This window comes from Comamonas sp. 26 (assembly GCF_002754475.1).
Classification (GTDB): Bacteria; Pseudomonadota; Gammaproteobacteria; order Burkholderiales; family Burkholderiaceae_C; genus Comamonas.
On the sequence record NZ_PEFL01000001.1, the window covers coordinates 1,808,806 to 1,821,562 of the forward strand.

The window sequence follows — 12,757 nt, forward strand, 5'->3', positions numbered from 1 at the left end:
AAATTCGTTGTTGATCTGCTCTGAACCCTGTTTTAGCCACAAAAAAGCCTGCACGGGATGACCCGTGCAGGCTTTTTTGATGAAATTCAGAGCGGCTTACATGCCCGAATAGTTAGGGCCGCCGCCGCCTTCCGGTGTCACCCAGACGATGTTCTGGGTCGGGTCCTTGATATCGCAGGTCTTGCAGTGCACGCAGTTCTGGGCGTTGATCTGCAGGCGCTGCTTGCCAGCGTCGGCCACATCTTCCACAAACTCGTACACGCCAGCGGGGCAGTAACGCTGCTCGGGGCCGGCAAACTTGGTCAGATTCACGTTGACGGGGACGCTTGCGTCCTTGAGCGTCAAGTGCGCTGGCTGGTTTTCCGCATGGTTGGTGTTGCTGATGAACACGCTGGAGAGGCGGTCAAAGGTCAGCTTGCCATCGGGTTTGGGGTACTCGATGGGGGTGCATTCGGCAGCGGGCTTCAGGTAAGCATGGTCGGGCTTGTTGCGGTGCAGCGTCCATGGGATGTTGCCGCGCAGCACAAATTGCTCCAGGCCGTTCATGATCGAAGCGGTGGTCAGGCCCTTCTTGAACCAGGCCTTGAAGTTACGCGCCTTCCACAGCTCTTCATACAGCCAGCTGTTTTCAAACGCATGAGTGTAGGAGTTGAGTTCGTCGTGCTGACGACCCGCCACCAGCGCGGCATACGCGGCTTCAGCGGCCAGCATGCCCGTCTTGATGGCAGCGTGGCTGCCCTTGATACGGCTGACGTTGAGAAAACCCGCTTCACAGCCCACCAGTGCGCCACCGGGGAACACGAAGCGGGGCAGGCTGGAGATACCGCCGGCCGTGATGGCGCGGGCACCGTAGGAGATGCGCTTGCCAGGCTTGATGCCCTTGGCTTCGTCGCCTTCCAGGTAGTAGCGGATGTTGGGGTGGGTCTTCCAGCGCTGCATTTCCTCGAAAGGAGACAGATAAGGGTTGGAGTAATCCAGACCCGTGATGAAGCCCAGCGTGACCAGATTGTCTTCCAGGTGGTACAGGAAGGCGCCGCCGTAGGTGTCGCTCTTCATGGGCCAGCCAGCGGTGTGCACCACCATGCCGGGCTTATGGCGGGCGGGGTCGATTTCCCACAGTTCCTTAATGCCCAGACCGTAAGTCTGCGGGTCACGATTGGCGTCCAGCGAGTACTTGGCGATGATCTGTTTGCCCAGATGGCCGCGTGCGCCTTCGGCAAAAATCGTGTACTTGCCGTGCAGCTCCATGCCCAGCTGGAAGTCGCCCGTGGGCTCGCCTTCCTTGCTGATGCCCATATTGCCGGTGGCCACGCCCTTGACAGAGCCGTCTTCGTTGTAGAGCACTTCAGCGGCGGTGAAGCCGGGGAAGATTTCCACGCCCAGCGCTTCAGCCTGTTCAGCCAGCCACTTGGTGACAAAGCCCAGGCGAACAATATAGTTGCCTTCGTTGTGGAAGCACTTGGGCAGCAGCCAGTTGGGCGTGCGCAGCGATGCCTTCTCGCCCAGGAACACCATGGCGTCCTCGGTCACGGGCTGATTCAGGGGGGCGCCCTTGGCCTTCCAGTCGGGAATCAGCTCGGTCAGGGCACGGGGGTCCATGATGGCACCCGATAGTGTGTGCGCGCCGGGCTCGGAGCCTTTTTCCAGAACGACAACCGAAACATCCTGACCTTTTTCAGCCGCCAACTGCTTGAGGCGGATGGCGGTGGCTAGGCCGCCGGGGCCTCCACCAACCACCACCACGTCATATTCCATGGCCTCGCGCGGGCCGTATTGGGCCAGGATTTCATCGTTCGTCATCGGGATAGTCTCGCTTGAATATTGAATGGGAAAACTAACTTGCGCGGCTTTGCTTATGTCCTGTCACAAATACCGCGATGCGGGCGATTCTATGCTGAGCACTTCCCATGGCCGTGCAGAGAAGGTGACAGCGTATCAATCTGTATTGCGGCAAAGTCCATAGGCTAGTGCTCGCCCCGGTGGGCGCCATCCCCCAAAGAAACTAGAGCAGGGTGACTATGAGCCGCCTGCCAATACCGCCATTGAGGAGTGCCAGAGTCATGAGAATTGAGCTGCCCGAGCAAAAAACGCGGGTCTATGAAACACGCTTTGGCGTGCGCTGGGGCGATATGGATGCCATGGGCCACGTGAACAATGCCCAGTACTTTCGCTACCTGGAGACGGCGCGTATTGACTGGATGAGCGGCTTTGGCCTCAAGCCAGGACTGAACCGGGAAGGACAGGGTCAAGGCCCGGTAGTCGTCAACGCTTTCTGCAATTTTTATCAGCAACTCGCCTATCCGGACGAGGTGCTTCTCAAAATGTTCGTGAGTGATCCTGCTCGCACCACGTTTGAAACCTGGGCCACGATGGAGCGGGTGGCCCAGCCCGGTGTGATCTGCGCAGCAGGCGGCGGTACGGTGATCTGGGTGGACTTTTCAAAACAGAAAGCGACGGATTTGCCGAACTGGATTCGCAGCAAGGTCAGCGGCTAAGGCTGTTCGGAAATCCGGATGATTGACGTTGGCATGTTCGGAAATTCGGTCAAGGTTATGCAAAAAAGTATGCTGAAAATAATTAAATCAAAGGTTTAGCAGGCAATATTTCATTGGCACGGTATGTGCTTTAAGACAGCCAGGCCGCGCGTGCGCGGTTGTGAGATGACAAGAGTGTGGGCGCTTGTACGGCTGATAAGGATTCAGCCCGGCAAGCGGCCAGCTCCTGTTGTCGCTAGCAGAACTTCGGACTTGAACGGGGCGCGTCAGCCGCTTTCAGGGCCGGGCTTCTGCCAGCAGTGAAGACAACACATACCAAGAATCCAAGAATGAAATCCAATCGCCTGACCATCATGGTTTTGCTGGCAATGGTCCTGGGCGTTGTGGTGGGCTATCTGGTCCACGCCAATGCTGCGAGCCCCGAGGCTGCCAAAGAGATCGCCGGCTATCTAGGCATACTCACCGATGTATTTTTGCGCATGATCAAGATGATCATTGCGCCTCTGGTGTTCGCCACGCTGGTGGCTGGCCTTGCCAATATGGGCGACGCCCAGTCCGTGGGCCGAGTGGGCGGTCGTGCTTTAGGCTGGTTTATCGGCGCGTCCGTGTGCTCGCTGTTTCTGGGCCTGTTTTTTGCCAATGTGCTCAAGCCCGGCTATGGCCTGCATGTGGAATTACCGACCAGCGCCGAGGGGCTGGGGCTCAAGACTTCGGCCTTGAACTTCAAGGATTTCATCACCCACGTCTTCCCCAAGAACATTTTTGAAGCCATGGCGGCCAATGAAGTGCTGCAAATCCTCGTGTTTGCGCTGTTCTTCGGCATTGCTCTGGGTTACCTGAACCACCAGAAAAAGCACATGCTGGTGGACCTGATGGAAGAAACCTCGCACGTCATGCTGCGCGTGACTGAGTACGTGATGCGCTTTGCACCCCTGGGCGTGTTTGGCTCGGTGGCAGGCACTATCGCCACCCATGGTCTGGGCATGCTGATGGTGTTCGGCAAGTTCCTGCTGGGTTTCTACATTGCCCTGGCCGCACTGTGGCTGCTGCTGATTGGCGCCGGTTATCTGGTGCTGGGCAAGGACGTGTTCCGCCTGCTGTCCCTGATTCGCGGCCCGGTGCTGGTGGGCTTTTTCACTGCCAGCAGTGAGTCGACCCTGCCCAAGCTCATGGAGCAGCTGGAAAAATTCGGCATCAAGCCCCGTATCACCGGCTTTGTGCTGCCGCTGGGCTACTCGTTCAATCTTGATGGCTCGATGATTTACACCACCTTCCTGGCCATCTTTATTTCTCAGGCCTATGGCATTGAGATGTCGCTGGCCGCGCAGTTCACCATGCTCGCGGTGCTGATGATCTCCAGCAAGGGGATTGCGGGTGTGCCGCGCGCATCGCTGGTGGTGGTGGCGGCTGTTTTGCCCATGTTCGGTTTACCGGAAGCCGGCATTTTGCTGATTCTGGGTATCGACCACTTCCTGGATATGGGCCGCACGCTGACCAATGTGCTGGGCAACGCCATTGCCACTGCAGTGGTCGCCAAGTGGGAAGGTGATGAGGGCGATGAGCCTGCGTCGGATGGCGCTGCGCAGCCTCTGGCGCAAGCCAGCCACGCCTGAGCCTGATTCGCCCTGTGCGCTGGTGCTGGGATAGCTGCCTCAGGTGCCAGATAGCGCAGGGCGCTGCTACCATGGCTCGCACCATGCTAGCTTTTTTGCCACCTCGCCTGCGCGCCAGCCTGCTGCTCCTGCTCTGGCTGGCGGCAAGCAGCCTGGGCGGCTGGCTGGGGTATCAGGCCTTTGTGCGAGCGGGGCTGGAGACCGTGACCACCGCAGGCAACAACCGGCTTGACCGCTATGTGGCCAGCCTGCAGCGAGAAATCGACAAATTCGCCTTTTTGCCCGATGTGGCGGCGCTGCAGCCCGAGGTCAAGGCTCTGCTGCAGTCGCCCGGCGATGCGCTGCTGCAATCCCGCGCCAATCTCTATCTGCAAGAAATCAACCGCCGCGCGGGCACGCTGACCGTCTATCTGATTGGGCACGATGGCCATGTGCTGGCTGCCAGCAACTGGCAGCGTGCCGACAGCTATGTGGGTGAAGATCTAAGCTTCAGGCCCTATGTACAGCAGGCATTGCGCGAGGGGCGTGGCCGTTACTTCGGCATTGGCACCACGCGCGGCGAGCCGGGCTACTACCTCACCAGTACGCTGGGGCAGGGCGCCCAGCAGGGTGTGGTTGTGGTCAAGGTCGGGCTGGCGCAGCTTGAAGAGTCCTGGGCCAGCGTGGAGTCTCCGGTGCTGGTCAGCGATGAAAACAGCGTGGTCATTCTCAGCAACGTGCCGGCTTGGCGCTTTTCCACCTTGCAGCCGCTGGATGAAGAGCGGCGCAGCGCGCTGGAAGCCTCGCAAAAATATAACCGCCTGAGCCTGAACCCGCTGGGCTGGCAAACCTTGAAGCCTTTGAGTAGCGACGACGCCTTTAAGCAAGTGCGCATTGGGGCGGCCAAGGGTGCAGCCGCAGACCAGCGCACAGGGCGCTTTCTGATCCAGTCGCGTCCGCTGGCGGGCACGCCATGGCAGATCACCGTGCTATCGCCACTGACCGCAGCACTGCAGCTTGCGACCAGCCGCGCCTGGGTTGCGGGGGTGCTCATTGCCTTGGCTTTGCTGCTGGCGGCCTTGCTTTACCAGCGCCGCAAGCATGTGCGTGAGCAACTGGCGGCGCAACAGGCGCTGAAGCAGGCCAACGAGGCGCTGGAGCACAAGGTGCAGCAGCGCACCACCGATCTGCAAACCGCCAACCAGTCGCTGCAGCAAGAAGTGGCAGAGCGCATTCAGGCCGAAGCCACGCTGCGCGCTGCGCAAGATGAGCTGGTGCAGGCGGGCAAGCTGGCCGTGATTGGGCAGCTTTCAACCGAGGTGGCGCATGAACTCAACCAGCCTCTGGCGGCCCTGCGGGCACTGGCTGGCAACAGCCAGCGCTTTCTGGAACGTGGCCAGCCCGAGATGGTGCAAAGCAATCTGCAGCGCATGGCCGATCTGGCCGACCGCATGGGCCAGATGACCGGCCAGCTGCGCAACTTTGCGCGCAAATCCGTGGGTCAGCCCCAGTCTGTCGATCTGGAGGCGGTGATTGACGGGGCTCTGGCCCTGCTTGAGCCGCGCATTGCTCGCACTGGTGCTGCGGTGCTCCGCCAGCCTTCGGTGCCGGGTTTGCGGGCCCGCTGTGACGCGAATCGCGTGCAGCAAGTACTGGTCAACCTGATTGGCAATGCGCTGGATGCCATGCAGGGCAGCAGCCACCCCCTTATCGAGATAGCCTGCCTGCAGACCGGTGACTGGGCGCAGATTACGGTGCGCGACCATGGCCCAGGCCTAAGCGAGCAGGTGCTGACCCATCTGTTCGAGCCGTTTTTCACGACCAAGCCCGAAAGTCAGGGGCTGGGGCTGGGCCTGTCACTGTCAGCCGATATTGCGCGGGCCAGTGGCGGCAGCCTGACGGGCGGCAACCATCCCGAAGGCGGGGCCATCTTTACGCTGAGCCTGCCGTTAGTGGATACTCTGCCGCTCTCCTGATTGCCGCAGCCCATGAACCACACCCTCCAAGTCCTGATCGTTGAAGACGATGCCGATGTCGCCATGGCCTGCGAGCAGACCTTGCGGCTGGAGGGCATGGAGTGCAGCTGCGTAGGTACGGCCGAGCTGGCGCAGCAGCGCTTGTCAGCGGGTTTCGCGGGCGTGGTGGTCAGCGACATCCGCCTGCCGCAGATGAGCGGGCTGGAATTGCTTGGCGTCATCCGTGCCATGGATGACGAGCTGCCGGTGATACTCATCACCGGCCATGGCGATATTTCCATGGCCGTGCAGGCCATGAAGGATGGTGCCGCCGATTTTCTGGAAAAGCCCTTTGCCCCCGAGCGTCTCGTCAAGACCGTGGGCCGTGCACTGGAGCGCCGCCGACTGGTGCTGGAAGTGCGCAGCCTGCGCCAGCAACTGCAAAACCGAGAGGTCGTGCAGCACCAGTTGCTGGGTCAATCCCTGCCCATGCAGCAGCTGCGGCGCACGGTGCAGAGCCTGGCGGCCAGCGAGGCCGATGTGCTGGTCTGGGGCGAAACCGGTACCGGCAAAGAGCGCGTGGCGCGCAGCCTGCATGAAGCCAGTAGGCGCAAGAGTGGCAACTTTGTCGCCATCAACTGCGGTGGCCTGCCCGAGACCCTCTTCGATAGCGAAATGTTCGGCAGCGAAGCCGGTGCCTTTACCGGCGCAGGCAAAAAACGCATTGGCAAGATCGAATATGCCAGCGGCGGCACGCTGTTTCTCGACGAAATCGAGAGCATGCCCATGGCCATGCAGATCAAGCTGCTGCGCGTGCTGCAAGAGCGCGTACTGGAGCGGCTGGGTTCCAACGCCAGCATTGCGGTGGATTGCCGGGTCATCGCCGCCACCAAGGTCGATTTGCTCGAACTCAGTCGACAAGGGCTGTTTCGCGCCGATCTGTATTACCGCCTCAACGTCGTCACCGTCACACTCCCCACGCTGCGCGAGCGCCGCGAAGACATTCCCCGCCTGTTTGAATATTTTGCCCTGCAAGCCGCTGCACGCCACCAAAGGCCCGTGGCTGAGCTGACTCCGCAGCGCCTGCAGACGCTGATGGCCCATGACTGGCCGGGCAACGTGCGCGAGCTGCGCAACATGGCTGAGCGCATGACGCTGGGTATAGAGATGGGACTGGGCGAGGCGGCGGCTGCCCCTGACTCGCAGAGCTCACTCTCCGCCACCGTTGAATCCATAGAGCGCGCCCTGATCGCCGAAGCCCTGCGCGCTAATGCTGGAAACCTGAGTCGTACAGCAGCGGCGCTGAACACGCCCAAGACCACGCTGCACGACAAGATACGCAAGTACAACTTGAAGTGAAATATGTCTCGGGCGCAATACTGTCAATGGGTTACAGCTATTGTTTTTGAGCTTCTTCGGTGGCTGGCGAGAGATGCATGGCATCGCGTCGCAGGATTTCCTGAACCAGCGCCCTGAACTGTCGCGCCAGCACCTGACGCACCGCCAGCCTGCCGATGACCGGGGGGACGGAAAAATCGGGCAGCAGGCTGGCGCTGTACGACAGCCGGACTTTGCCTTCGGGCATTGCTTCCAGGGTGTAGCGGCCATCCATTTGCTTGAGGTTGCCGCCCACCGCATGGGCGACGATGCGTTCAGGCGGCGATTCGGTCACGGCCAGCTTGACCGCTATGGGCTGCTGAAAGAAAAGAAATCCCAGGCTTCCGGTCTGCTCCAGCAGTACCTGGTTGCCGCTGCGCTCCAGCACCCGCGAGCTGTGCATGCCGGGTACGAAGTCGGCCAGGTGGTCGTAGTCGGAAATCACGCTCCAGACCGTGGCTAGGCGGACTGGCATGGTGGCTGTGGCGTTCACCGTGAAGGCTTCATGCTGCTCTGAGGTTTCGATGCTCAGCTCTTGCGCCAAGGCGCTCAGGCTGCTGCACATCAGGCCGAGAAATGTCCAGCGAGCGATCAGGGGGCTGAGCATCATGATGGGGACTTCCGTGGCTGACGTTTGCTGGCTTGCACCTCGAAGCGCAAATCAAGCTTGTCCTGTACCTGAATCGCGCCGCCAAGGATGGAGAAGGGCGCGATACCAAAGCTCGATTGATCAAAGCTCAGCTCGCCAGCGATATGCAATCCGTCGCGCTCGTCTTTGATTCGTGCCGGTACGCTCAAGCTGCGTGTGACACCGCGAAGGGTGAGATCCAGCGCAAGCATCACCTCTCCACTCGCGTTGGGGGGCGTTCTGACTTGGATGCGTGCCAATGGAAACTGTGAGGTCTGCAGTACCTTGCCCAGCATATTGGCGCGGGTGGCGGCGATATCGGCGGCGCTGGGCTGGGTGTCGAAGCCAGCCTGAGCACGCAAAGCCGGCTCGTCAACGGTTAACTGGTCCAGTGCGATGTAGAGATCGGCTCGGCCCAGCTCCGGCGACACATAGCCTTGCAGCGTATGGCTGGCAACCACATGGTCGTGCCCCAGTCTGGCCAGAGTGCCGCCGCGACGCACGGTGATGGCAAGCAGCGAATGCGCGGGATCGATCTGCAGCACGCGCTGGCCCCGGGCGGCAGCCTCTGCATAGGCAGCGGCGGGGAAATCCGTCGGTGATGAGTCACTCGCCGATAGCGACACTGGCTCTTGCGCAGGCTGGGAGCAGGCCGCGATCAGCGCCACCAGGGCCGCAATCAGATGTCGGTGGCATTTCATGGCAGAGGTCTCAGTCGGATGCGAAATTTCACTTTCACCGCGTCACCCACGATATCGGTGTTCTTCCACTCGCCTGTGCCTATGCCAAAGATCGAGCGTTGGGTAACGAACTCTCCCACCATCTTGCCGTCAGCGGGGTTCCAGGTAAAAGCGAACTCCTGCGGTTGCTGCACGCCTTTGAGCGAGAGTGCGCCGCGCGCCAGATAACTGGCCTCGCCTGGCCCGCGCCGTATGTCGCTGGCACGGAATTCCGCCTGACGGTAGCGCATGAAGTCGAACCATTCCATGCCTGCAATGGCCTGGTTGATGTCCGGGTTGGCCATATCCGCACTGCTTGTGCGAATGATGACGTCCAGGTGGTTGCCGGCAGGCTTCATGGGGTCGAAGCCAAAGCGCACCTCGAAGTCTTTGAAGACCCCGGTGACCGGCGCTTTTTCGAAGCTGGCCGTGAATTCCAGACGGTTGCTTGCACTGGAGTCCATCTGCCATTCGGCGGCACTAGCGCTTGTCAGGCAGAACGCGGCCCCTAGTCCAGCGAGGCAGAAAGCAGTTTTTCGCATCTCGATGTATCTCCAAAGGACAGCCTGAGTCTGAATAACACGCTGCTATGGAGGAGATGATGCCGCAAGTCGATGCAAGCTGCATCAGTGACTTGCCATGCAGGACTGCTTGTTTTCTCAGGCTTTTTTCTCGCGCGGAACACGCCCCATCAGATAGAACTCGGGGTTGGGTGTCATGCCCGCAAAACTGGCCATGCGGTTGGAGAGGCCGAAGAAAGCCGTGATGGCGGCGATGTCCCAGATATCCTCGTCATCAAAGCCGTGGGGATAGAGAGCTTCATAGTCGGCGTCGTCGATTTCCTGGCTGCGCTGGCAGACCTTCATCGCAAAGTCCAGCATGGCGCGCTCGCGGGGACTGATGTCGGCTTTGCGGTAGTTGACGGCGACCTGGTCGGCAATCAGCGGCTTTTTCTCGTAGATGCGCAAGATGGCGCCATGGGCCACCACGCAATACAGGCACTGGTTGGCAGCGCTGGTGGTGGTGACGATCATCTCGCGCTCGCCCTTGGTCAGGCTGCCTTCTTCCTTGAGCATCAAGGCATCGTGATAGGCAAAGAAGGCGCGCCATTCGGCGGGGCGTCGGGCAAAGGCCAGGAACACATTGGGCACAAAGCCGGATTTTTGCTGCACCTCGGTAATGCGCTGCTGGATGTCCTGGGGCAGGCTGTTCAGATCGGGAAAGGGGTAGCGCTGTTTCATGGTGTCTCTCTCCTTGGCTGTGATGCGCCAAGCATGGCATGAGTGAGTACTCCAAAGCTGTCGTTTGTGTTGCAGATGCTGCAATCTGATTGTTTTTGACTGCTAGCCCTTATATGTAAAGCGCAAGCAGCTATTGAATTGAGAGTATTTCCTTCAGCGCAGAGGTGCTAGTCGAAGGCTTGGCGGCGCTTATTGCTGAACCTGATTGCAGCCGCAAAACTGCGCCAGCTGTTGCAGTGTCTGCGTCAGTTGCTCTGAAAATTGAGTATTTGCCTTGATGCCATTTTCCAGATGCAGACTCAGCACCACCAGCCGCCCGGCTGAGCGGTTGGCCTTGCAGTCCACTCGGCCCACAAACCGCCCGCGCCACAGGATAGGCAGGCAAAAGTAGCCGTAGATGCGCTTTTCTGCGGGCGTGTAGCTCTCCAGCCGGTAGTTAAAGCCAAACAGCTGCTGCAAGCGATCACGGTGAATGACCGCATTGTCGAAAGGTGAGAGCAGCTGCACCTTGTCGGCCGGTTTACGACTGCTGCTGGGTGCCAGTGCAGAGGGCTGAAGATAGGTGTCAGGCTGCGCCGAATCAGCGAGGCTTATCAGCTGGCCTGCTGCAACCTGAGCATCCAGCAATTCACGCATGGCGGCGCGCAGTGCTTTGCCTGTGCGCAGGTGCACGAGTTGCGCCCAGGTCACCACGCCATGCGCGCGCATGGCTTGTTCCAGCAGATGGGCTGCCATTTCTTGTGCGCTGGGCTCGCTCAAGTCTGTATCGGCTGGCAGCAATTGCTCGGGCAGCACATAGACTTTTTCCATGCCTTTGCGCTCGCGGATCATGACATCGCCCTGCATGAAGAGCTTGTCCAGTGCGCGGCGGCCCGGGCCCTGGTTCCACCATGCGCCTTGGCTGCGGTCTTTGAGGTCGCGGCTGCGCAGCTCACCTTCACCGCTCACGCGGGCCAGAATCTCGGCCATCAGACTGGGCTCAACGCTTTTGTAATACGGGCTCTCACCACGCCTGAAGGACTGCATGCGCGGCAAGGCGAAGCGGTAGTCGCGCATGGGCAGGTAGGCGGCAGCATGGAACCAGTATTCAAAAATCTGCCCCTGCGCGCAGAGTTGGTTGAGATGCTCAGGGGCATAGCCGGGCACCCGGCTCCAGAGCACATGGTGGTGGGCACGTTCGATGACGGACAGGGTGTCAATCTGCACATAGCCCAGATGCGCGATGGCGTGCAGCGTGCCATCCAGCCCGCTACCAAAGGCATATTGAGCCCCCAGCCCTTGCTGCGAAAGCGCCAGCTGCTGTAAAAAAGTGAGCGCAATAGGGTGGGGCACGGCAGGGTTGGGTTAGCTGAAAGCATTTAACTGTATATAAATACAGTTATTTGTGCAATCCTGTGAAATCGTGCCCCAAAAGCCTGCGTATTTATCGGGCTGCCGTTGCGGGCGCTGAATCGTCCGAATGACGTGGGTAGAAACGCAGAGGCAGGCTTCATGGCAGGCGCACTTGCCCGACAATGCTGCCTATTGACAGCAGGGGATATGTGATGAGCGAACAAGGAAAACCTTCAGCAGGACAGACCACTGACTGGGCCGCCTGGAGCCGCGAGGCCGTTGAAATGATGCAGGCCCGCAATGCCGAATGGCCCCAGCAATTCGGTCTGCAGGCGAACCCCCAGTACCGCTGGGACCTGGACCGCGCCCTGCTGGAGCTGCAAGGCCCGTTGCACGAGGTGATCGCCACTATCTGCCTAGTAGGTACTAGCAGCGAGGAAGAGGGCAGCTTTGTCTGGAGCTGGGCCAATGAGGGGATTCCCCGCCAGCATGGCGAGGCGTTGGAGGTGGTTCACGACTTTGGGCGTGAAAACCATCTGTCGCTGCTGACGACGGCCCGTATTCCCGGCGGTCGCCCCGAGGCTCTGGAATGCCTGTGCATCGCCGCCCGCCTGCAGCGCGCCGTGGGCACTTTTATTGATCAGCAAGGCGATGTGACGCTGTATTTCACGCTGCTGCATTTGCAGGCGGCGGTTGATCAGTCCTCACTGGCGAACTAAGACTCGCTTGAAGCAGGAGTGGGGGCAAGGTGGGTTACAGGCTTGGCGTCAATCTTCAAGCTCGTCTGGCTTGATCCATCCAATACGCCCCTGACCGCTTTCGTTGAGCGCGCTGACAAAGGCGTCTGCAGCCGATTGCGGCATCTGCATCTTGAAGGTGACTAGGCTGCCGTGATCGACCTGCAGCAGCTCGGCACCTTCCGCAGCATCCACCATGCGGCGAATCAGCCCCTCCAGCTGATAGGGCGCTGTGCACTGCAATATCTGCATGCGCTGAATGGTGACTTTTTCGGCCTGCAGCAGCGCTTGCGCCACCGCATCGGTATAGGCACGCACCAGCCCGCCAGCGCCCAGTTTGACGCCGCCAAAGTAGCGCACCACGGTGGCCAGCACGCCTTCAAGGTCCTGATGGCGCAGCACATCCAGCATGGGGCGGCCAGCTGTTCCGCTGGGTTCGCCGTCATCCACCGCAGCGGACTGCCCGCCCGCCAGCAAGGCCCAGCAGACATGGGCGGCGCCCGGGTGCTGGCACCACAGCGCATCGACCACAGCCTGCGCGCTGGCCCGGTCCGTCATCGGTTGCACACAGCCGATGAAACGGCTTTTCTTGATGATCAGTTCACTGGAGACGGGGGCACGAAGAGTCTGGGGCATAGCGTGCGGCAGCATAACCGCAAAGATTGGGTCGCTTGCCGATAC

At 60.3% G+C, this 12,757-nt stretch carries 12 protein-coding genes; 5 read left to right on the forward strand and 7 right to left on the reverse strand.

Annotation, left to right across the window (positions count from 1 at the left end):
- Window positions 1–96 precede the first annotated feature (96 nt).
- Window positions 97–1,800, reverse strand: coding sequence for an electron transfer flavoprotein-ubiquinone oxidoreductase (locus CLU84_RS08395; RefSeq protein ID WP_099736806.1), 1,704 nt, complete (start codon window positions 1,798–1,800; stop codon window positions 97–99).
- Between the two features lie 260 nt (window positions 1,801–2,060).
- Between CLU84_RS08395 and CLU84_RS08400 the strand changes: the two genes are divergently transcribed.
- The 4 genes from CLU84_RS08400 to CLU84_RS08415 all read left to right on the forward strand — a co-directional run bounded on the left by CLU84_RS08400 (window position 2,061) and on the right by CLU84_RS08415 (window position 7,401).
- On the forward strand, window positions 2,061–2,495 hold the full coding sequence (locus tag CLU84_RS08400) for a thioesterase family protein (protein WP_099736807.1): 435 nt from the start codon (window positions 2,061–2,063) through the stop codon (window positions 2,493–2,495).
- 329 nt (window positions 2,496–2,824) lie between these two features.
- Entirely contained in the window at window positions 2,825–4,108 is a 1,284-nt protein-coding gene (locus CLU84_RS08405) for a dicarboxylate/amino acid:cation symporter (protein ID WP_099736808.1), read from the forward strand.
- An 83-nt stretch (window positions 4,109–4,191) separates the two neighbouring features.
- Window positions 4,192–6,063, forward strand: coding sequence for an ATP-binding protein (locus CLU84_RS08410; protein WP_233209973.1), 1,872 nt, complete (start codon window positions 4,192–4,194; stop codon window positions 6,061–6,063).
- Between the two features lie 12 nt (window positions 6,064–6,075).
- Window positions 6,076–7,401 (forward strand): sigma-54 dependent transcriptional regulator, encoded by a 1,326-nt coding sequence (locus CLU84_RS08415; protein WP_099736810.1) that lies wholly within the window; start codon window positions 6,076–6,078, stop codon window positions 7,399–7,401.
- 37 nt (window positions 7,402–7,438) lie between these two features.
- Here the strand turns inward: CLU84_RS08415 and CLU84_RS08420 are convergent, their stop codons facing one another.
- The 5 genes from CLU84_RS08420 to CLU84_RS08440 all read right to left on the reverse strand — a co-directional run bounded on the left by CLU84_RS08420 (window position 7,439) and on the right by CLU84_RS08440 (window position 11,339).
- Window positions 7,439–8,029, reverse strand: coding sequence for an SRPBCC family protein (locus tag CLU84_RS08420; protein WP_233209974.1), 591 nt, complete (start codon window positions 8,027–8,029; stop codon window positions 7,439–7,441).
- Window positions 8,026–8,748, reverse strand: coding sequence for a YceI family protein (locus CLU84_RS08425; protein ID WP_099736811.1), 723 nt, complete (start codon window positions 8,746–8,748; stop codon window positions 8,026–8,028). The genes CLU84_RS08420 and CLU84_RS08425 overlap by 4 nt, the downstream gene beginning before the upstream one ends.
- Window positions 8,745–9,230 carry a YceI family protein gene (locus CLU84_RS08430; protein ID WP_233209975.1) on the reverse strand — a complete coding sequence of 162 codons (486 nt, stop codon included), beginning with the start codon at window positions 9,228–9,230 and terminating at the stop codon, window positions 8,745–8,747. The genes CLU84_RS08425 and CLU84_RS08430 overlap by 4 nt, the downstream gene beginning before the upstream one ends.
- Window positions 9,231–9,425: 195 nt before the next feature.
- Window positions 9,426–10,007: a peroxidase-related enzyme gene (locus CLU84_RS08435; RefSeq protein ID WP_099736813.1), complete on the reverse strand. Its 582-nt coding sequence runs from the start codon at window positions 10,005–10,007 to the stop codon at window positions 9,426–9,428.
- A gap of 189 nt (window positions 10,008–10,196) precedes the next feature.
- Window positions 10,197–11,339 (reverse strand): winged helix-turn-helix domain-containing protein, encoded by a 1,143-nt coding sequence (locus tag CLU84_RS08440; RefSeq protein WP_199173706.1) that lies wholly within the window; start codon window positions 11,337–11,339, stop codon window positions 10,197–10,199.
- Window positions 11,340–11,551: 212 nt separating this feature from the next.
- Here CLU84_RS08440 and CLU84_RS08445 point away from each other — a divergent pair, with 212 nt between their 5' ends.
- Window positions 11,552–12,058: a DUF6882 domain-containing protein gene (locus CLU84_RS08445; protein WP_099736814.1), complete on the forward strand. Its 507-nt coding sequence runs from the start codon at window positions 11,552–11,554 to the stop codon at window positions 12,056–12,058.
- A gap of 48 nt (window positions 12,059–12,106) precedes the next feature.
- Here the strand turns inward: CLU84_RS08445 and CLU84_RS08450 are convergent, their stop codons facing one another.
- Complete coding sequence (locus CLU84_RS08450; protein WP_099737945.1) at window positions 12,107–12,712, reverse strand: YigZ family protein; 606 nt, start codon at window positions 12,710–12,712, stop codon at window positions 12,107–12,109.
- Between the last annotated feature and the right edge of the window lie 45 nt (window positions 12,713–12,757).